Raw genomic sequence first — 19,344 nt, forward strand, 5'->3', positions numbered from 1 at the left:
CGACGTGATCCTCCCCCACCCTGTACGCGACCGGTATAGCGGCGGTAGACCGGTCGCACGGTGTGTGCCCCGAGCCGGTTCCGGCGTCCGGCATCGCCTCACAGCGGAGGCGGACCGAGGGTCTCCGGGCCGATCCGCAGACTCAGGCAGGCGGGGAAGAACGCACTCCACGCGTGCCCCCGCCAGCTCACGTACGCCGTGAGGCTTCCCCCTCCCAGGGCCGCGGCATGTTCCAGGTGCTTCTGTGCCTCCTGGTTCCTGCCCTGATCGAAACAGACGGCGCCGACCTCATGGAGGGCGAAGCTCTGCAGGCTCCTGTCACCGAGCTCCCGCGCGTGCCGGCAACTCTCCTCGAGGCATGTCAGGGCGTCCTCCGCGCGGCCCAGACCCTGGTACGCACGCCCGAGGTTGCCCAGGCCGGTGACCAGGGCCAGGCGGTCGTCGGCCGCACGCGCGAGGTCGAGGTGCCGGGACTGCAGGGCCACGGACTCCTCGTACAGCTCCATTTCCGCCAGCGCGTCCGCGAGGTTGTACAGCGAGCGCCGTTCGCCTTCGAGGTCGCCGATCTCACGCCAGATGGCCAGGGCCGACTCCAGGCACTGCCGCATCCCGTCGAACCGGCGGTGCAGCCAGTACACGGCTGACAGGTTGTGCAGCCCCCAGGCCTCGCTCTCACGGTCGCCGAGACGCCGGGCGGTATGGACGGCCAGCTCTCCCAGGGTCCACAACTCCCTTGCCCGGCCGTACGGGTAGAGGTACCACTGCAGCACCTCCGTCAGCCGCACCGCGAGACGCGCCGTGGAGTCGGACTGCGTATGGGCGTGCGTGACGATGGCCATCAGGTTCGCGCGCTCGGTGACCAGCCACGTCTCGGCCTCCCCCAGGTCCTTGATGCGCGCCGCCGGGAGACCCGGCGTGGTGGCCGTGCCCGCGGACGAGAGATCGTGGGCGCGGCGGGCGACGTACGGCGGCACCTCCAGGAACGCCACAGCCTGTTGTGCGGTGGCGAGATAGAAGCGCAGTACGCGTTCCAGGGCCTGTTCCCGCTCGGCCTCGGGTTCCTCCGCCCACACCTGCTCGCGTGCGAACAGGCGGAGCAGGTCGTGCATCTGGTAGCGGGCCGGGGCAGGACTGTGCAGCAGGTGCGCGTCCACCAGCCGTTCGAGCGCGTCCTCGGCCCGACCGGTGGACACGCCGAACAGCGCGGCCGCCGCCGGCAGACTCATGCTCGATCCCGGCACCACTCCGAGGAGCCGAAAGGCGCGCGCCGCGGCCTGGTCGGTGGGATTGTCACCGTCACAGATGGCGTGATAGCTCGCCTGGAAGCTGGCACGTACCGAAACGTCCCCGACGCGGATCTCGTCGAGGCGGCCCTGGGCGTCGGTCAGCCGGTCGACGAAGGCGCTCAACGGCCAACCGGGCCGGGCCGCCAGCCTGGCGCCGACGATTCTCAGCGCCAGGGGAAGACCCCCGCACATTCTGATGATCGTGTCTGCCGCGTCGGGCTCGGCGGCCACCCGCTCCGGGCCGAGGAGGCGCTCCAGCAGGGCCGTGGCCTGGTCGTGGAACAGGACGCCGAGGTGGAGGTGCGTGGCACCCTCGAGGGCGGTGAGCATCTCCCGGCTGGTGATCAGTACCGCACACCCCGGCCCGGCGGGGAGCAGCGGGCGGATCTGATCCACACCGGCGGCGTTGTCGAGCACCAGGAGGACGCGGCGGTCGGCGACCATGGACCGGAACGTCGCGGCCGCCTCGTCGGTATTGGTGGGTATGGCCACTTGGGGCAGACCGAGCGTGCTCAGGAACCGGCCGAGCACCTCGCCCGGTTCCAGGGGCGTCAGTCCGGCGGTGGCTCCGTGCAGATCGACGTAGAACTGGCCGTCCGGGAAGCGGTCGGCGAGCTGGTGGGCCGTGTGGATCGCCAGTGCCGACTTGCCCACGCCGCCGGTCCCGTCGATCGCGGCGATCGCCACATGTCCCTCGCCGGCGGGACCCAGCACCTTCTGCAGCACGGAGCTCTCGCCGGTGCGGCCGAGGAAGGCGGTGCCGCTGTGGGGAAGTTCCCTCGGGACCAGCGCGGGTACGCCCGCCGTGGTCGTCGTACGGTCGGCGCGAGCGCGTTCGGCGGGGCCGCGGTCAGCCGGTCCACGGTCGGCGACGGGCCCGGGTTCGAGGAGCAACGACGTGTCGGCGGTGAGGATCCGCTGGTGGAGCTGCTGGAGCGGTGGGCCCGGCTCGATGCCCAGTTCCTCGGCCAGCCGGTGACGCAATTCCCGGTATGCGGCCAGGGCGTCGGCCTGCCGGCCCGACCGGTAGAGCGCCAGCATGAGCTGGCTGCGCAGGGTTTCCCGGAGCGGATGCTCGGCCACCAGTGCCTCGAGCTCGTCCAGCACCGCCTCGTGGCGGCCGAGCCGCAGGCGCGCTTCGATACGGAGTTCCCGCGCCTGCGTGTGACTCGCTGTCAGACGCGCGGCCTCGGCCTCCACGGCGGGTGTCGGCGGCACGTCGGCGAACGGGGCGTCGCGCCACAGGTCCAGCGCTTCGCCGAGCCGGGCGGCGGCGGCCTCGGCCGAACCCCGGTCCAGCTCCTGAGTGCCCCGCTTGATGAGTTCGAGGAACCGGTGGGAATCGACCTCGTCCGCTTCCACGACCAGCCTGTAACCGTGGGCCCGGTAACCGTGCACATGGGTCACCAGCAGTTCACCCGACTCATCGCCCAGCGCCCGCCGCACGCGCGAGACATAGCCCTGCAGAAGCTTGTTCACGCTCTGCGGAGGCCGGGCGCCCCAGAGTTCCGCGACCAGCCGGTCGGTGGAGACGACCTGGTTGGCGTCGCACAGGAGCACTGCCAGCAGCATCCGCCACTTGGCGGGCGCGAGCGGAATCTCTTCGCCGTCGCGCCGGAGCCCGAGCGGCCCGAGTATCCGATACCGCATGTCACGCTCCATGAGCCGTCACCCGGACCGGCAGGGCCGGCGCACGCTCCTCGCCCGGTGGGGACTTGTGCGTCGGCCGGCTGACCGGACATGGCCGACCATCCTGTGTCCCTCCCCGGGGCAACGGGGGCGCAGAATATCGTGGATCACGAATTCTCGGTTCGAACTCCTGTTGTTGGCAAGGTGCCTGCGTATCCGTGTGTGCGCGACGGTGGCAGAGGGGCCGGCGGTGCCGCCGGCGGGCGCATCCGGCCGGGCGGCTTGCGGAACGGCGCTGTCAGGGGTTCGCGAGGGCGGTGACGAAGACCTGCCACTGTTCCCGACCGCACCTGAGCTCCGGACCGTCGGGATTCTTGCTGTCGCGCACATGGACGGTGTGCGCGCCGTCCGCCACCTCGACACAATTGCCGCCGTTTCCCATGCTGTAGCTGCTCTTGCGCCAGGGCGGTTCAGTCGGATCCACGGTCCAGTTCCTCTTTCAGGTCGCGTATGAGAACGCGTGAGTCGTCTCGGGAGAGTGCTTTGGACTGGATCAGATTGAAGGCCAGCTTGTGCTGCTGGAGCTGTGCGGGGTCGACGGTCGTCTGTCCGCCTATGAACGTCTCCCCGTAGAGCACGTCCGGGCCCTCCCGGAATCCCATGAGCCGGAACGGCGTCATGCCGCCGGGGTGTTCCCGGACGTTGAACGGGATCACCTGGAGGTGGACCTTGGGCAGGTCGGAGCGATCCAGCAGATGCCCGAGCTGCTCGCTCATGACGCGATTCCCGCCGATACCGCGGCGAAGGACGCCTTCGTCGAGCGTCACCATGAACTGGGGCGGATCGCGCCTGGTGAGGATGCGCTGCCGGTCGATGCGGGCGGCCACGAACTGTTCGATCTGCATTTCCGGGGAGACCGGGTGGGCGGCGGTGAAGATGGCGCGCGCATACGCCTCTGTCTGCAACAGGCCGGGGATGGCGACGGACTCGAACTCCTGGATGAAGCCGGCTCGCTGCTCCAGCTCGATGACATGCCAGAACCAGTCCGGATATGCCGACCGGATGAGCGACGGCCAGAGCTTCACCATCGCACCGTCGGTGCCGAGGACCCGGTCCGCTCGTTGAGCGAAGTCGTACGAGGGCATCTCCTGAGCGTTCTCGATGCGCCCGACCCTCGTCTCCGCGCAGTCCGCCCGCTCGGCGAATTCCGTCTGAGTGATTCCCGCGGTGATCCGGTACCGGTGGACTTCACGGCCGAACCGGGACAGCAGTGACGAGAGGCTCTCCGTGGGCGTCGCCGGCGTCCCGCTCCCTGCCTCCGTGATGAGCGGCCGACCACCGTGCGGCAGCCAGGCGACGGTTCCGTCCGGCCCAGGTGCGGCCCACGCCAGGGGCGTACGGCGCCACGGCGGCGACGTCGCCGTCGTTCCGGCGGGCATGAGGCTCAGCAGACCCCAGGCGTACACATCGGGGCCGGCGGCGGCGGACAGCGCCGCCTCGATGCAGGCGCGTGCGCTGTCCTCGCTCACGCACGTACCGCACGGTCCGTGCTGGTGCCGGCTGCTGGACACGTGGTGGATGTCCCACCGGTAGAGATTTCCGTGCCGAGGGTCGAACGCACCCTGGTCCCTGTCATTCGTCGCGCCGGTCACTGGCCCTCCCTGGAGATCGCCTGCGAAGACGGTGATTGCGCGTTCACCATGCCTGCGAGGGGGAGAGCAGCGGTATACCGGCGGTAACACCGGCGCTCCGGAGCCAGGGCCCGCCGGGAGCGGCGGTGTACCGGAGGCGACACCGCGCTCCGGAGTCACAGCTCGACCGGGCTCCGGCCCCTGTCCGGCGCGCCCGGTGCGGGACGCGCCCGCCCGCCTGCGCTCCCGCTTCCCGCGCGCGCCCTGCCACAAAGATCATCGAGGCGGTCGTGGCGGGTCCCCGCCACCGTCGAGAGCGACGGTGCACCACGTCGTCTTCCCGCCGTGAGACTCCCGTCGCGAACCCCAGGCCGAAGCGATGGCCTGAACCAGGTACATCCCGCGCCCCTGCTCGTCCTCGGGCCCCGACTGCCGGACCGCTGGGCGTGCCGAGGAGGCGTCGGTGACCTCCAGGAGCAGCCTGTCGCCGACTTGCAGGAGGTTCACCGTTATCGACGTGCGCGGCCCGTGCATGACGGCGTTGCCGACCAGTTCACTGGTGAGCAGCACGCTGTCGTCGATGACCTGGGGCGGACAGCCCCACGAGGAGAGGGCCGCACGCACGGACCCGCGGACTCCGCCCACCTTCGCCGCCACCGGGTCCACGTGGAGGTGCAGATGCCGGCCGAAGGCGAGGTTGCAGTCCGAGCAGGCGAGGCTCCGACCGGTCGCCGCGCCTGCATCGGCGCCGGTGGTTCTCCGTGGCCGCGCGCCGTCGTGATCACCGTTGACGAGGGGTGCGGTCGCACCGTGCTCAAGGCGCTGTCGGCCGAAGGGGGAGGGGCAGGGGTGGCGGGCCGCCCGGGGGCGCGGGTCGATATCTGTCATGTCGAGTCCATGTGCCGGAGTGGATGGGGTGCGGCCGATGGGGCGTCCGAAGTGGTCGGCCGTCTGCCCTCGGTGGGCCGGAGGCGACGACGGAGCGACGGCCTCATGCGAGCGGGGTGGCCGCCGGCCGCCCAGGCGTTCCGTGCGGGTAAGCGATCGGCGCAGGAGAGCGTCGGCCGCCCGGCGCGTGTGGTCCGGAGGGCGCCAGGGAGACTTCCGGCGTCGCCGGCAGGAGCGGTGCGGGTCACTTCGTGCGTTTCCGGGCATGGATGGCCCTCCCCATCGAGGTGCCGCTCACCGACAGTTGTATCCGCGCACCTTGCAGGACGAGGGGAGAGCGGTGGTATATCGGCAGTAGGCGGCCAACGGCTCGACGCCGCTTCCGCCCGTTTCCGGGGCGACGGACCCGCGTGAGGCCCACTGGCCCAGGGCGCGGTTGCCCGCCCGTGCCCCGCGGGTCGCTTCACGAACACCGGCTGCCTCACGCCCGTCACCTGGACCGCCGATGACGCGGGTGGGGGTGCTGGTGACCGCGCGGGCGCGCTGGGGTTTCCTGGGCCGACCGACTCCCCGTGGATACCGGCTCGCCCAGGATCTCCCTGCCCTGCCCTGCCGTTGCCTGCCCTTCCCGCCCGCCGCGGCGAGCCGTCGGAGTCGTTGAATCATCAACCGATTACACTTCGTGCTTGTGAGCGAGGTGCGGTCACCGGCCGCGGGAGTGTGGAGAAGGTGGTCCCGATGAGCAACCTGGAAGCGGAACCCTCGGAGGTGCGGTGCGGGGCGCTGGTCGACGACCGGCAGCGTGCGGTGGTGCCGCGCGTCGAGGTGCTCTCCGCGCGGGAGGTTCCCCTGGGCGGGCCGCGTGCGATGCCCGTGAGGCGCACGCTCCCGCAGCGGGCCCGCACGCTGATCGGGGCCTGGTGCTTCGCGGACCACTACGGTCCGGACGACGTGTCCCTGACCGGCGGCATGGATGTCGCCCCCCATCCCCACATCGGGCTGCAGACGGTGAGCTGGCTCTTCAGCGGGGAGATCGAGCACCGCGACACCCTCGGCAGCCACGCCTTCGTCCGGCCCGGCGAGATGAACCTGATGACCGGCGGCTCCGGCATCGCGCACACCGAGGTCTCCACCCCCGGCACGACCGTGCTGCACGGCGTCCAGCTGTGGGTGGCGCTGCCCGAGGAGCACCGGAACGCCGCACGCGACTTCCAGCACTACGTGCCCGGGACGGTAGAACGCGACGGCGCCGGGATCAGGGTCTTCCTGGGGTCTCTCGCCGGTGACACCTCGCCGGTGCGGACCTTCTCGCCGCTGCTCGGTGCCGAGATCGTCCTCGCGCCGCACACGGAGATCGCGCTCGCCGTGGACCCCGCCTTCGAGCACGGTCTCCTCGTCGACAGCGGGGACATCCGCTTGGCCGGCACCGTGCTGGCGCCGGCGGAGCTGGGCTACGTGCACCCCGGCGTGGACTGCCTGACGCTGGTGAACGAGTCCGACGGGCACGCGCGGGCGGTGCTGCTGGGCGGTACGCCGTTCGACGAGGAGATCGTCATGTGGTGGAACTTCGTCGGCCGCAGCCACGAGGACATCGTGCGCGCACGCGAGGACTGGGAGGCGTCCTCCGACCGCTTCGGTGTGGTCGAGGGCTACCCGGGCGACCGCCTTCCCGCCCCGAGCCTGCCCAACGCCGTCATCGCCCCCCGCAGGAATCCTCCGCGCGACTGAGCGCCGTGCGCCGGTCCGGCCGTACCGGCGCACGGCTGCCGTCCGTACCCGAGGCGGGTCCGGCCGTACCGGCGTACGGCTGCCGTCCGTACCGGAGGCGGGTCCGGCCGTGCCGGCCGCGGGGCCCTCGGCGGTGAGCTCCAAGGCCGGCGGCCCCCGATCGGGCGTGGCCCGGCCGGCCTTCACCCCGCGCCCGGGAGTCGATCGCGACGCTGCCCCGCGAACGTGCCGCCCGCTGCCCTAACCTATGGCGGGTGAACGCACCGGGGGACATCGTCGACGGACGCTTCGAGCTGATCGAGCGGCTGGGCAGCGGGGGTATGGGCACGGTCTGGCGGGCGCGGGACACCGTGCTCGATCGCTACGTCGCTCTGAAAGCCGTACGCGCGGACGCCGAGGCGTCCGAGGCGGTACGCGAGCGGGTCATGCGCGAGGCCAGGGCGCTGGCCCGGCTCAGCAACCCCTATGTGGTGACGATCCATCAGATCGTCGAGGCGGACCCCCATCCGTGGATCGTGATGGAGCTGGTGCCGGGTGTCTCGCTCCAGCAGCGTCTCACTCAGGGCCCGTTGGGGCCGGTGGAGGCGGCACGCATCGGCCGTCAGCTGCTCTCCGGGCTGCGTGCCGCCCACGCCGCCGGCATCCAGCACCGGGACGTGAAGCCCGCCAACGTACTGCTCCGCCCCGACGGCACCGCCGTCCTCACCGACTTCGGCATCGCCGCGCTCCAGGGCACGAGCGCCCTGACGGTCACCGGTGAACTCGTCGGCTCCCCCGAGTACATGGCGCCCGAGCGCGTCCGCGGCCGCGGCGACGAGCCGGCGGCCGACCTGTGGTCCCTGGGGCTGGTCCTCTACGTCTGTGTGGAGGGTGTCAGCCCGCTGCGCCGCGAGACGACCCTCGCCACACTCGCCGCGGTCCTCGACGACCCGGTGCCCCCGCCCGTCCGCTCCGGCCCCCTCGCTCCCGTCCTGCAGTCCCTCCTCGTCCGCGACCCGGCGGCACGGCCCGGCGCCGAGCAACTGGACGCGCTGCTGGAGCAGGTCGAGTCCGGCGCCACACCGCACTGGGCCGAGCCGACGCAGACGGTGACTCACGCTCCGCCGCCTCCACCGCTGCCCACGCCCACGCCCACGCGTCTGGACACGCCTCGTCCGAGCAGCCCGTCCCGTGGCCGCAGGCCGCTCCTGCTCGCCGCGGTGTCGGCCGTCGTGGCGGTGGGCGCGGTCACCGCACTCGCCCTGACCCTGCTCATGCCCGGCGACGACAAGGAGGGCGGCGGGGACGACAAGCGGACCGTCGGGTCGCAGGGAGGCTCCTCGGCCACCGTCTCCTCCTCGGCGCCGGCCGACGCCACCCCGACCCCGACGCCCAGCGCGACACCCACCCCGACACCCACCCCGACCCCGACCCCGACCGCGCCCGAGCCGCCCGCACCCTCGCCCTCCGCCCCCGACGGGGCGGGCCGCTGGATCGCGCAGCTGCACTCCGAGCCGGTCTCCACGGGTACCGCGGTCCGTGACCAGCGCCTCGCACGGGTACGCGAGACCGTGCCCGAGGCCGTCTTCGTCCGCAGCGACGACTACGCGTCCTTGCGACCGGGCTACTGGCTGATCTATGCTCCGGGCCCGTTCGCGGACGGCCGCGCGGCGCTGACCTTCTGTGCCGAGCGGGGGCGTACGACGCCCAACGACTGCCTGGGCCGCTACCTGAGCACCAGCGCGGCCGACTACGCCCTCCAGTGCCGGCCACCGGCCACGAGCCCGACGGGGAGCTGCACGCGCGAGACGTAGCCGTGCGCACTCCTGCCGAGGTCAGGACACCGAACCCGGGCGGCCGCCGACGTCAGGACCGCTGCCGGGGAAACGTCTCCAGCGCACGCGCCGGCCCCGCCGCCTCCGTGCCGACTTTGCGGTACACCAGGGACAGCAGCTGCCTCACCCCCTGCTCGGTGAGCCGCAGCTCCTTGGCCACGACCGCCACCGGGTTGCCGAGCGCGGTCATCTCGGCGGCCCGGCGCTCGGGGGCCGTGAGGGTGTCCGTCTGGGCGTAGCGGAGCGGCAACGGCCGCAGCCCCGCCGCCGAGAGCTCGTCCCGCGCTCGCGTCGCCAGGGCCTCCGCACCACAGTGCACCGCGCATTCCAGGCCCTGGTAGAGCCGGTCCGCGGCTTCCTGCACCCGGTCGCCGCGCGACAGCGCCGCGCCGTGACCGACCAGCGCACGGGCCAGTTGGTACGCCGCGGGCGATTGCTGCAGCTGGTCCACGGCCTCGGCGTGCAGGTCCAGGGCGGCCGTCCCGCCGGTCACCTCGGCCTCGGTGTGCAGTGCCTGGCCGATCGCGGAGGCCGCGCCGAAGTCGCGGGCACGCTTGACGGCGTCCCGGGCGAGCCGGACCGCCCGGTCGGGTGCCGTCGGCGCGGCGGCGTAGGCGAGATCCAGCTGCCAGGGGCACCAGGCGGGATTGCGCCAGGCCCGGGCCTCCAACCGCTGCCCGAGAGCGGTCGGCTCACGCTCGGCGTCGGTGTGCCGGCCCTCGGCGAGGAGCAGCTCGGAGTGGACCGCGCGAGGGTCCGGGTAGATGACGGCGTTCGGTGCCGCGTCCCCGTAGCGGTGTTCGTCGGCGAGCGCACGCGCGCCCCCGGGCCAGCAGGATCTGGATGAGGATACCGACGGCGAACCTCCGGGCCGGTACGGCGCCTTCGGCCTTCCCGGCGACGCGCAGTCCGTCACGGACGAGGTCCTCCGCCTCGGCGAGCCGTTCCGTTGTCGCGGCTGTGACGGCGTGGCTCGCAGAGCATCGTCAGGGCCCTCGGGCCCAGAGTCACTGCCGGCGACTGCTCACCGGCCCCGCCTTTGTCTCCTTGTTCTGCCCGGTGCGACCCGGGTACAGCCCCTCGAATGTCCTTTTCCCAGGGGCGCACGGGAGCACAGAAAGGCGTCGGCGAAAGGAAGGTGAAGGCGCCTATGCGAAACGACCGTTGACTTCCGCGGAAGGCGGTGTGGCCCGCTCGGTGGAGTCCCGGCGCCCCCGAGCCCCCGCGCGCAGCCCGTCCATCACGAGATCCAGCAGTCGGGTCGCGCGCGGTTGCCAGTCGGTGTGGGGGTCGAGCTGCCAGAGACCGGAGATCGCGAGGGTGAAGTCGTCCCCGGTCACGCCGGGGCGGATGGTGCCGGCCTCCTCGCTCGCCCGCAGCAGCAGTTCGGCGGCGGCGACGACCGGGGTGGGCCCGGGCTTCTGCGCTCCCGGCGCGCTGGTGGCCTGCCGGATCGCCTCCGCCAGTCCCGCCTTGGTCATGGCGAACCGCGCGAGGCGGTCCATCCACGCCCGCAGCGCCTCGTCCGGCTCCCGGCTCTCCAGCAGCTCGGTCGCGCTGTCGGCGACCTGCTGCATCTCGTGCCGGTAGACCTCCAGCACCAGCGCCTCGCGATGGGGGAAGTTCCGGTAGAACGTGCCTTGCCCCACGCCCGCCTTCTTCGCGATCGTGCTCAGTGGAGCGTCCGCGCAACGCGTCAGCTCGGCCACCGCGACCTCCAGGATCCGTTCGCGGTTCCGCTGGGCGTCCGAGCGCTGGGGCCCTGCCTTCTTCTCCTGCACTCGTCCTCCCCGCGGGCGGCGTCCCGAACCCGTTCCTTGCTAAGCGGACAGCTGTCCGGTACGTTGGGTGCTAGTGGACAGTTGTCCGGTTAGCTCCACCATAGCGGCGAGCGAGCGGTTTTCGCCATGTACAGCGCCATCCCGGCGCCCTCCCCGCGGGTCCCCGACTCCGGTTCTCGACCGATTTCCCCGCACTCGCCTTTGTTGTTCTTCCTCGTCCGTGTGGATCGGATACGCGAAAGAAGGCTGATCATGACACCTTCGACGTCCAGCGCCATCACCTTGCACATCAACGGCGAGAAATATCCGCTGTCCATCGACCATCGCACCACCCTGCTCGACGCCCTGCGTGAACGCCTCGATCTGACCGGTACCAAGAAGGGCTGTGACCAGGGGCAATGCGGTGCCTGCACCGTCCTCGTCGACGGCCGCCGGGCGGTCTCCTGTCTGCAACTCGCGGTCGCGGCCGACGGGCGGGAGGTCACCACCATCGAGGGCGTGGCCGACGGTGACCTGCTGCACCCGGTGCAGCAGGCGTTCCTCGACCTCGACGGCTTCCAGTGCGGCTACTGCACACCGGGACAGATCTGCTCGGCGATCGCCGTCATCGAGGAGCACGCGGCCGGCTGGCCGAGCGCCGTCACCGACGACGTACGGCCCGAGGCGGGACCGCCACCCCTGACGCCGGAGGAGATCCGGGAGCGGATGAGCGGCAACCTCTGCCGCTGCGCCGCCTATGTGTCGATCGTCCAGGCCGTCGGCCGCGCGGCCGACGAGACCCGCGAGTCGCGCGGGACCCACCGGACCGAGGAGGCGGCGGTATGAGGGAGTTCGGCTACGAGCGCGCCTACGACGTCTCCGGGGCGGTCGCGCTGCTCGGCGACGACCCGGATGCCCGCTTCCTCGGCGGCGGCACCAACCTCGTCGACCTGATGAAGACCGGCATCGAGCGGCCCGCCCGGCTCGTCGACATCCGTGAGCTGCCCCTCGACCGCGTCGAGCCGGCCGAGGACGGCGGGCTGCGCATCGGCGCGACCGTCACCAACAGCGACCTCGCCGCCCACCCCGAGGTCCGCCGCCGCTACCCGGTGCTGACACAGGCGGTGCTGGCCGGCGCCTCGGGCCAGCTGCGCAACATGGCGACCGTCGGCGGCAACCTGCTCCAGCGCACGCGCTGCGGCTACTTCGCCGACGTGACCCAGCCCTGCAACAAGCGTGTCCCCGGAAGCGGCTGCCCCGCCATCGACGGCGAGCACCACAACCACGCCGTCCTCGGCGCCTCCGAGGCGTGCGTGGCCACCCACCCCTCGGACATGGCGGTCGCGCTGGTCGCCCTGGACGCCGTCGTCTCGTACGAGACGACCGCGGGACAGGGGGAGTTGCCGCTCGCCGAGCTGTACCGGCCCGTGGGTGACACCCCGCATCTGGAGACCGCTCTGCCGCCGGGCGCGCTGATCACGGCCGTGACCCTGCCGCCCGCCCCGGTCGCCGCACGCTCCCGCTACCGCAAGGTGCGCGAGCGCGCCTCGTACGCCTTCGCGATCGGCTCGGTCGCCGCGGCGCTGGACGTCGAGGACGGGACCGTGCGCGAGGCGCGCCTGGCGTTCGGCGCGGTCGCCTCCCGGCCGTGGCGGGCGCGGAAGGCCGAGCGGCTGCTGACCGGAGCCCCGGCCGACGCCGAGACCTTCGCCGCCGCGGCGGACGCCGAACTGGCCGCGGCCCGGCCCCTTCCGCACAACCGATACAAGGTCACCCTGATGCGCAACCTCGTGGTGGCCGTGCTGACCGGACTCGCCGAGGAGGCCGACGCCCGATGACCACCGTCACCCGCCGGACGTCCTCCGTCGGCACACCCCACACCCGTGTCGAGGGCCGGGACAAGGTCACCGGTGCCGCCCGCTACGCCGGGGAGATTCCTTTCCCCGAACTCGCCCACGGCTGGCTGGCGTTGTCCACCGTCGCGCGCGGGCGCATCCGTGCGCTGGAGGCCGACCCCGTCCTCGCCATGCCCGGCGTCGTCACCGTCCTGCACCACGGCAACGCGCCACGCCTCGACACCGACCACATCGGCCTGCTGGGCGTCCCGCCCGACCCGTCGGCCGCGCTCTTCCAGAACGACCGGGTGCCGCACGTCGGCTGGCCGGTGGCCTTGGTCGTCGCCGAGACGTCGGAGCAGGCCCGGGAGGCCGCCGAGGCACTGGTCGTGCACTACGAGCAGGAGCCGCACGAGGTCGCCTTCTCCGCGGACCACCCCGGCGCCCACCCGTTGGAGGGCCACATGCCGGCCGTGACCACCAAGGGCGAACTGGAGCCGGAACTCGCCGCGTCCGCCGTCGTCGTGGACGCCGAGTACACCACGCCGGAGGAGCACCACAGCCCGATGGAGCCGCACGCGGCGACCGCCCGCTGGGACGGCGGACGGCTCGACGTCTTCGACTCCAACCAGGGCGCCACCTGGGTCCAGGACAGCCTCGCGAAGATCTTCTCCCTCGACCCGGGCGCCGTCCGCGTCCGTTCCGATCACGTGGGCGGCGGATTCGGCAGCAAGGGCGTGCGCGCCCACCAGGTGGCCGCGGTGATGGCCGCCACCGCCCTCCAGCGCCCGGTCAGGGTGGTGCTGACCCGCCGCCAGATGTTCACCCTGGCCGGCCACCGCAGCCCCACCACCCAGCGGGTCCGGCTCGGCGCGGACGCCGACGGACGGCTGCGGGCCCTGGAGCACCGCTCCCTCAACCACACCTCGACGGTGTTCGACTACGTCGAGCCCAGTGCCGGGGTCGCCCGGGTGATGTACGACGCCGACGCACACCGCACCGCGAACGAGGTCGTCCGCCTCGATGTGCCGACCCCGACCTGGATGCGCGCCCCGGGCGAGGCGCCGGGGTCCTTCGCTCTGGAGTCGGCGCTGGACGAACTCGCCGAGAAGTGCGGCCTCGACCCCATCGCCCTGCGCGCCCGCAACGAACCCGCGGCGGGCCCGGTCTCCGGACTGCCCTTCAGCAGCCGCAACCTGCTCGTCTGCTTCGAGGAGGGCGCCCGCCGCTTCGGCTGGGCGGACCGTGACCCACGCCCGGGAGTGCGCCGGGACGGACGGTGGCTGATCGGCACCGGCACGGCGGCGGCCTCCTTCTTCGCCGGGGCCGCGCCCTCGTCGGCGGCGATCACGGCGGAGGCGGACGGCACCTTCACCGTGCGCACCGCCGCCGCGGACATTGGCACCGGAGCCCGTACCGCGCTCACCCTGATCGCGGCCGACGCGCTCGACGTGCCGCCGGACCGGGTCCGGGTACGGATCGGGGACAGCGACTTCGGGCCGGCGATGATCGCCGGAGGTTCCATGGGCACCCGCTCCTGGGCCTGGTCGATCAAGCTGGCCGCGGCCGAGCTGCGCGAGCGGCTGGCCCCGGGCGCGGACATCCCGCCGGAGGGCGTCACCGTACGGTCGGACACCGCCGCGGCCCTGGGCGCCCTGCCCCAGCGGGAACGGCATTCCTTCGGGGCGCAGTTCGCCGAGGTCGCCGTGGACCCCGCCACCGGCGAGGTGCGTGTCCGGCGCATGCTCGGCATCTTCGCCGCGGGCCGGATCGTCAACCCGCTGACCGCACGCAACCAGCTCGTCGGCGGCATGATCTGGGGCATCTCCATGGCACTGCACGAGGAAGCCTTCCGCGACCGGGCTTCCGGCAGCAACGTCGGCGCCGACCTCGCGGGCTACCACGTCGCCGCCCACGCGGACGTGCCCCACGTCGAGGCGGACTGGGTGGACGACCCCGACCCGGACGACCCTGTCGGCATCAAGGGCATCGGCGAGATCGGCATCGTGGGCGCGGCGGCCGCCGTCGCCAACGCCGTGTGGCACGCGACGGGCGTGCGCCACCGTGACCTGCCGATCCGGCCCGACCGCGTCCTGCCGGCGGCGACGGATGCTTGACATCGCGGAGGAACTCGACCGCTGGGCGGCGGAGGGCCGCGACTTCGCCGTGGCCACCGTCATCTCGGTGAGCGGCAGCGCTCCCCGCGCGCCCGGCGCTGCCCTGGCCGTCGACACCGAGGGCACGGTCATCGGCTCGGTCTCCGGCGGCTGCGTCGAAGGAGCGGTGTACGACCTGTGCGTCCAGTCCCTCCAGGACGGCGTGACGGTCGTCGAACGCTTCGGCTACAGCGACGAGGACGCCTTCGCCGTGGGCCTGACGTGCGGCGGTGCGATCGAGGTCCTGATCACGCCGGTCACCCGCGCGACCGCACTCGTCCGGGACGCGCTGAGGGCCGCGGCCACGGGCGGGCCGGTGGCTCTGGCACGGGTGACGAGCGGCCCGGAGGAGCTGCTGGGCGCCCCGTTGCTCGTCCACGAGGACGGGACGTACGAGACGCAAGCGCCCGGGGACGGGCACGGCGCATCGCACGACCCGTCACCGCGCCCACGCGCCCGCCTCGCGGCCGCGGCGCACACCATGCTCACCGAGGGCCGCACCGGCTCGCTCGAACTTCCGGGGCTCACCCTCTTCGTGGAGTCGGCGGTGCCCGCACCCCGCATGATCGTCTTCGGTGCGATCGACTTCGCCGCGGCCCTGGTCCGCGTCGGCAAGCTCCTCGGCCACCACGTCACGGTCTGCGACGCCCGCCCGGTCTTCGCCACCCGCGCCCGGCTGCCCGAGGCCGACGAGATCGTCGTCGACTGGCCGCACCGCTACCTCCGGCGGACCCGGACCGACGCGCGCACGGTCCTGTGCGTCCTCACGCACGACGCCAAGTTCGACGTACCCCTGCTCACGGAGGCCCTTCGGCTGCCAGTCGCGTACGTCGGCGCGATGGGGTCCCGCCGCACCCACGAGGAGCGCGAACGGCGGCTGCGGGAGGCCGGGCTCGGGGAGCGGGAGCTGGCCAGGCTGCGCTCACCGATCGGCCTGGACCTCGGCGCCCGTACGCCCGAGGAGACCGCCGTCTCGATCGCCGCCGAGATCATCGCGGCCCGGCGGGGCGGCACGGGCCTCCCGCTCACCGGGACGGGCACACCGATCCACCGGAGGGAGGCAGCGGTGGCGGCGTGACGGGACGAGTGACGGGTTCGGGCCGTCGTCCCCACGGCCTTGCCACGCCGGGAGGGCCGGGAGCGCGCTCAGGCGCCCTCGGCCTCCGCCTGCTTCTCCTGCAGCCGAGCCGCTTCCTTGCGCACCTCGGCCTGGGTGGCCCGCTCCTTGTCCAGCCACTCGGGCCGTTCCTGCCTCAGCGTCTCGATCTGCTCCGTGGTGAGCGGCTCGGTCACTCCGCCGCGCGCGAGGCCCGCGATGGAGACGCCCAGCCTCGCCGCGACCACCGGCCGCGGGTGCGGGCCGTCGCGCCGCAGGTCCCGCAGCCACTCGGGCGGGTCGGCCTGCAGCTCGTTCAGCTCGGCGCGCGAGACCATGCCCTCCTGGAACTCGGCGGGGGTGGCGGGGAGGTAGACACCCAGCTTCTTCGCCGCGGTCGCGGGCTTCATCGTCTGGGTGGTCTGGTGCGACTTCATGCAGTCCAGACTATCCGCCGGATACGAGACATCCGACCACAGCCGGTAACCTGGCGGCGTGACAGGCTCGGAAGCACCCTCCACGTTCCGGCTCGCGTACGTCCCTGGGGCGACACCCGGCAAGTGGGTGCGGATCTGGAACGAGCGCCGGCCGGACGTCTCCCTCTCGCTCCTCCCCGTGACGGCCGCCGAGGCATCCGATCTGTTGCGCGACGGTGGCGCCGACGCGGGGATCGTTCGGCTGCCCGTGGACCGTACGGTCTTCAGCGCGATCCCGCTCTACACCGAGACGACGGTCGTCGTGGTCCCCAAGGACCACGTCATCACGGCAGCGGACGAGGTGACCGTCGACGACCTCGCCGACGAGGTCGTCCTGCACCCCCTCGACGACGTCCTCGGCTGGGAGCGGCCGCCGGGGGAGGCCGCCTTCGAGCGCCCCGCCACCACCGCCGACGCGATCGACCTGGTCGCCGCGGGCATCGGCGTCCTGGCCGTCCCCCAGTCCCTGGCCCGCCTGCACCACCGCAAGGACCTCACCTACCGGCCCCTGGTGGACGCGCCCCAGTCGGGTGTGGCCCTGTCCTGGCCCGAGGACGCGCACACCGACCTGGTCGAGGACTTCATCGGCATCGTGCGCGGCCGGACCGTGAACAGCACCCGCGGCCGGGCCCAGCAGGACGCGCAGCCGAAGGAACAGCGCGGCACCGAGGCCACCGCGCGCCGTAAACCCGCGGCGCAGCAGTCCTCACGCTCCGGCGCCGCCAAAGGCACGTCCAGGGGCACCTCCCAAGGCGCCGGCAGAGGCACGCCCAAGGGCGCCCGCCGCGGTAAGCCCCGCCGCCGCTCCTAGCTGAGCCGGAGCCGCGTCAGGAGGTACGGGCCGAGTGCGTCAGCCAGGCGCACGCCGCCCGCGCTGTGAACTCCGACTGACCGCCCCGCACCAGCAGATCGGCGCTCGCGAACGCGGGGTCGTCCGCCTGGGCGGCGACGTAGGGGAGGGCGATGCAGCGCATCCCGGCCGCGTGGGCGGCGGCAGCGCCCGGCGCGGCGTCCTCGACCACCACGCAGTCCGCCGGGTTCGCCCCGAGGCGGCGGGCGGCCTCCAGGAACCGGGAGCGGACTTGCTGTGGGCGACCTCGTCGGCCGAGACGAGGGCGCGCAGCCGGGCGTCCAGGCCCGTACCGGCGAGGACCGCCGCGATGGCCTCGGGTGACGACCCCGACGCCACGGCCATCGGGACGCCCTCGGCGGCCAGCAAGTCCACGAACCCTCGCATCTCCGGGTAGGCGCGCGTGGAGGTCCGGGCGAGTTCGAGATGGTGCCGGTTCTTGGCCGCGAGCAGCTCGGCCGCCGGGGCGCGCAGACCGTAGCGCTCGTGCCAGTCGACGATCGTGTCCAGCGTGCTGATGCCGATGTGCCGCTCGTGCTCGGCCCAGGTGCACTCCGGCACGCCGCACTTGGCGAGGGTCAGCCGGCCTGCCTCGTAGTAGTTCGGCTCGCTGTCCACGAGTGTTCCGTCGAGATCGAAGATGACCGCGAGGTCGGCCGGATCGCTCATGGGGTCATGAAGTCGACGACTGGTGGCGCGCCGTCCGCCCGATCGACTCCACCAGCGGCAGCAGCCGGTGCGGGACCCGCTCGCGCAGCACCACCTCGGTGCGGGTCCGGACCACACCGGGCATGCTGATCAGCTTCTGGATCACGTCTTCGAGGTGCTCGTTGTCGCGGGCCACGACCCGCGTGAGCAGATCGCCGCCGCCCGTGATCGAGAACGCCTCGACGATCTCCGGTACGGCGGCCAGCGCGTCGCCCACCTCGTCCAGATGGCCCTGCGTGACCTCGATGTGCACGAAGGCCAGCACCGGGTGGCCGAGGGCGGCGGCGGAGAGCGCCGGTCCGGTGCCGGTGATCACGCCGGCCCGCTCCAGCCGGTCCAGCCGGGCCTGGAGGGTGCCCCGGGCGATTCCGAGGACGCGGGCGTACTCGCGCACGCTCGTGCGCGGCTGCTGCAGCAGCAGGCGCAGGATGCGGGTGTCCAGCTCGTCCACGGCCATGGCGCCGGCCTCCTCCCGTCGATCACGGCCGACTGTACCAATGGCCCCAACATGGGCCGTGCGGCCGTTTCGCCCGGACGTGGCTCGTTGGCCCCCGGTGGCTCGCCACCTGTGCTCGCGACTGGGCCGATGGACCAGTGAAGGGGAAGCAAATTGGGCCAGTGGTGGCAGTGATGCGGCCATGGGGGAGTCGATGGTGCTGCGGATTCCCGCGGCGCCCTTTTCAATGCCGTTGCGAAGCATGGGGGGCGGGCGGCAGCAGTGCTGAAGGGGTGTTCGTGGCCGGACCCGGGACAGACGCGGCTGCGCTTCGCCGCGCGGGCCGTACTCGGGATCGGCTCGCGGTCGTCGTCCGCAGGCTCGCCGGTCACTCCCTCGTCGGGGCCGTCACGGGGGCCTGGCCGCGTTGCTCGCCCTGTTCACCGTCACGGGCGCCACCGTGCGCGGGCAGGCGGTCAACACCGCGCTGCTTCCGGCCGTCGGGCTGCCGGTCCTGACCGCCGCGGCCGTTCTGCACGACCATCCGCTCGCCTGTGATCTCATCTTCCTCGCCGATGTGACCTGGGCGGCCACGCCCGCCAGTGGGAGCGCGCGGGTACAGCCTCGGCGTGTTCGCGTTCATGACCCGCGTGGCGCATCCGCCACGGCCAGTCATGGTCCCATTTAACCCAGTTTGCCCGAAGAGTCCCGTGTCGCCCAAGTGGTCTAGATCAGAGGCGTTTCGCAGGTCAGGTCCTTGGGATTCAGGTGCGTCGACGCTGTTGGTCGGCCGCCGTGAGCCGCCTCCTTGAACGCCTCGGCCGGGTGCCTGACGTGCGCCGGCCCACACCGGAGCGCCTCGCCTTGCCGCGGTCGCCACCACGACGTGCTGCCGACACCGTCGTGACGCGGGGCGGCGATCACCGGCTCTTCCTTCTGTCCGTCTCCTCTCCGTTCTCTTCGTCTTCTTCGTATTCCTCCTCTTCGTCCTCGTCCCGCTCCTCGTCCCGCTCCTCGTCCCGCTCCTCGTCCTCGCCTTCGTCTTCGCCTT

The 19,344-nt window shown here is 72.6% G+C and carries 15 protein-coding genes and 2 pseudogenes; 8 read left to right on the forward strand and 9 right to left on the reverse strand.

Going from position 1 to position 19,344, the window contains the following annotated elements; genetic code table 11:
* Window positions 1-98: 98 nt before the first annotated feature.
* From ACWCPM_RS29160 to ACWCPM_RS29175, 4 genes are all read right to left on the reverse strand, one after another.
* A complete protein-coding gene (locus tag ACWCPM_RS29160; protein ID WP_450979242.1) occupies window positions 99-2,936 on the reverse strand; it encodes a BTAD domain-containing putative transcriptional regulator in 2,838 nt (945 codons plus the stop codon).
* A gap of 277 nt (window positions 2,937-3,213) precedes the next feature.
* On the reverse strand, window positions 3,214-3,399 hold the full coding sequence (locus tag ACWCPM_RS29165) for a DUF397 domain-containing protein (protein ID WP_450979243.1): 186 nt from the start codon (window positions 3,397-3,399) through the stop codon (window positions 3,214-3,216).
* Window positions 3,386-4,444, reverse strand: a complete 1,059-nt coding sequence (locus ACWCPM_RS29170; RefSeq protein ID WP_450979244.1) for a helix-turn-helix domain-containing protein — start codon at window positions 4,442-4,444, stop codon at window positions 3,386-3,388. Before ACWCPM_RS29170 ends, ACWCPM_RS29165 begins: the two co-directional genes overlap by 14 nt.
* Before the next feature lie 378 nt (window positions 4,445-4,822).
* On the reverse strand, window positions 4,823-5,434 hold the full coding sequence (locus tag ACWCPM_RS29175; protein ID WP_450979245.1) for an ATP-binding protein: 612 nt from the start codon (window positions 5,432-5,434) through the stop codon (window positions 4,823-4,825).
* Between the two features lie 738 nt (window positions 5,435-6,172).
* Here ACWCPM_RS29175 and ACWCPM_RS29180 point away from each other — a divergent pair.
* The gene (locus tag ACWCPM_RS29180) at window positions 6,173-7,162 is read left to right on the forward strand and encodes a pirin family protein (protein ID WP_450979246.1); all 990 of its coding nucleotides are present in this window, start codon (window positions 6,173-6,175) and stop codon (window positions 7,160-7,162) included.
* A gap of 254 nt (window positions 7,163-7,416) precedes the next feature.
* The gene (locus ACWCPM_RS29185) at window positions 7,417-8,955 is read left to right on the forward strand and encodes a serine/threonine-protein kinase (RefSeq protein ID WP_450979247.1); all 1,539 of its coding nucleotides are present in this window, start codon (window positions 7,417-7,419) and stop codon (window positions 8,953-8,955) included.
* Window positions 8,956-9,007: 52 nt separating this feature from the next.
* Here the strand turns inward: ACWCPM_RS29185 and ACWCPM_RS29190 are convergent, their stop codons facing one another.
* Window positions 9,008-9,892: a hypothetical protein gene (locus tag ACWCPM_RS29190; protein ID WP_450979248.1), complete on the reverse strand. Its 885-nt coding sequence runs from the start codon at window positions 9,890-9,892 to the stop codon at window positions 9,008-9,010.
* Between the two features lie 232 nt (window positions 9,893-10,124).
* Window positions 10,125-10,757 carry a TetR/AcrR family transcriptional regulator gene (locus tag ACWCPM_RS29195; protein WP_450979249.1) on the reverse strand — a complete coding sequence of 211 codons (633 nt, stop codon included), beginning with the start codon at window positions 10,755-10,757 and terminating at the stop codon, window positions 10,125-10,127.
* Between the two features lie 252 nt (window positions 10,758-11,009).
* Here ACWCPM_RS29195 and ACWCPM_RS29200 point away from each other — a divergent pair, with 252 nt between their 5' ends.
* The 4 genes from ACWCPM_RS29200 to ACWCPM_RS29215 are packed head-to-tail and all read left to right on the forward strand — an operon-like array spanning window position 11,010 to window position 15,805.
* Window positions 11,010-11,582, forward strand: a complete 573-nt coding sequence (locus ACWCPM_RS29200) for a (2Fe-2S)-binding protein (RefSeq protein WP_450979250.1) — start codon at window positions 11,010-11,012, stop codon at window positions 11,580-11,582.
* The gene (locus ACWCPM_RS29205) at window positions 11,579-12,574 is read left to right on the forward strand and encodes an FAD binding domain-containing protein (protein WP_450979251.1); all 996 of its coding nucleotides are present in this window, start codon (window positions 11,579-11,581) and stop codon (window positions 12,572-12,574) included. Before ACWCPM_RS29200 ends, ACWCPM_RS29205 begins: the two co-directional genes overlap by 4 nt.
* The gene (locus ACWCPM_RS29210) at window positions 12,571-14,688 is read left to right on the forward strand and encodes a xanthine dehydrogenase family protein molybdopterin-binding subunit (protein WP_450979252.1); all 2,118 of its coding nucleotides are present in this window, start codon (window positions 12,571-12,573) and stop codon (window positions 14,686-14,688) included. The genes ACWCPM_RS29205 and ACWCPM_RS29210 overlap by 4 nt, the downstream gene beginning before the upstream one ends.
* On the forward strand, window positions 14,681-15,805 hold the full coding sequence (locus tag ACWCPM_RS29215; protein WP_450979253.1) for an XdhC family protein: 1,125 nt from the start codon (window positions 14,681-14,683) through the stop codon (window positions 15,803-15,805). The genes ACWCPM_RS29210 and ACWCPM_RS29215 overlap by 8 nt, the downstream gene beginning before the upstream one ends.
* Before the next feature lie 68 nt (window positions 15,806-15,873).
* Here the strand turns inward: ACWCPM_RS29215 and ACWCPM_RS29220 are convergent, their stop codons facing one another.
* The gene (locus tag ACWCPM_RS29220; protein WP_450979254.1) at window positions 15,874-16,260 is read right to left on the reverse strand and encodes a DUF5997 family protein; all 387 of its coding nucleotides are present in this window, start codon (window positions 16,258-16,260) and stop codon (window positions 15,874-15,876) included.
* A 58-nt stretch (window positions 16,261-16,318) separates the two neighbouring features.
* Here ACWCPM_RS29220 and ACWCPM_RS29225 point away from each other — a divergent pair, with 58 nt between their 5' ends.
* Entirely contained in the window at window positions 16,319-17,110 is a 792-nt protein-coding gene (locus tag ACWCPM_RS29225) for a LysR family substrate-binding domain-containing protein (protein ID WP_450979255.1), read from the forward strand.
* Window positions 17,111-17,126: 16 nt separating this feature from the next.
* On the opposite strand, the pseudogene ACWCPM_RS29230 reads toward ACWCPM_RS29225, so the two are convergent.
* Window positions 17,127-17,818 (reverse strand): annotated as a pseudogene (locus tag ACWCPM_RS29230) (HAD family hydrolase).
* 4 nt (window positions 17,819-17,822) lie between these two features.
* Window positions 17,823-18,314 carry an Lrp/AsnC family transcriptional regulator gene (locus ACWCPM_RS29235; protein WP_450979256.1) on the reverse strand — a complete coding sequence of 164 codons (492 nt, stop codon included), beginning with the start codon at window positions 18,312-18,314 and terminating at the stop codon, window positions 17,823-17,825.
* A 261-nt stretch (window positions 18,315-18,575) separates the two neighbouring features.
* Here ACWCPM_RS29235 and ACWCPM_RS29240 point away from each other — a divergent pair.
* Window positions 18,576-18,940 (forward strand): annotated as a pseudogene (locus tag ACWCPM_RS29240) (FUSC family protein); the annotation flags it as partial.
* Window positions 18,941-19,344: the final 404 nt, after the last annotated feature.

This window comes from Streptomyces sp. NPDC002309, assembly GCF_053593375.1.

Bases quoted from the DNA above. Each gene is read 5' to 3' on its own strand.
- ACWCPM_RS29160 (WP_450979242.1), bottom strand. From the start codon at position 2,936: ATGCGGTATCGGATACTCGGGCCGCTCGGGCTCCGGCGCGACGGCGAA.
- ACWCPM_RS29175 (WP_450979245.1), bottom strand. From the start codon at position 5,434: ATGACAGATATCGACCCGCGCCCCCGGGCGGCCCGCCACCCCTGCCCC.
- ACWCPM_RS29180 (WP_450979246.1), top strand. From the start codon at position 6,173: ATGAGCAACCTGGAAGCGGAACCCTCGGAGGTGCGGTGCGGGGCGCTG.
- ACWCPM_RS29200 (WP_450979250.1), top strand. From the start codon at position 11,010: ATGACACCTTCGACGTCCAGCGCCATCACCTTGCACATCAACGGCGAG.
- ACWCPM_RS29205 (WP_450979251.1), top strand. From the start codon at position 11,579: ATGAGGGAGTTCGGCTACGAGCGCGCCTACGACGTCTCCGGGGCGGTC.
- ACWCPM_RS29210 (WP_450979252.1), top strand. From the start codon at position 12,571: ATGACCACCGTCACCCGCCGGACGTCCTCCGTCGGCACACCCCACACC.
- ACWCPM_RS29215 (WP_450979253.1), top strand. From the start codon at position 14,681: ATGCTTGACATCGCGGAGGAACTCGACCGCTGGGCGGCGGAGGGCCGC.
- ACWCPM_RS29220 (WP_450979254.1), bottom strand. From the start codon at position 16,260: ATGAAGTCGCACCAGACCACCCAGACGATGAAGCCCGCGACCGCGGCG.
- ACWCPM_RS29235 (WP_450979256.1), bottom strand. From the start codon at position 18,314: ATGGCCGTGGACGAGCTGGACACCCGCATCCTGCGCCTGCTGCTGCAG.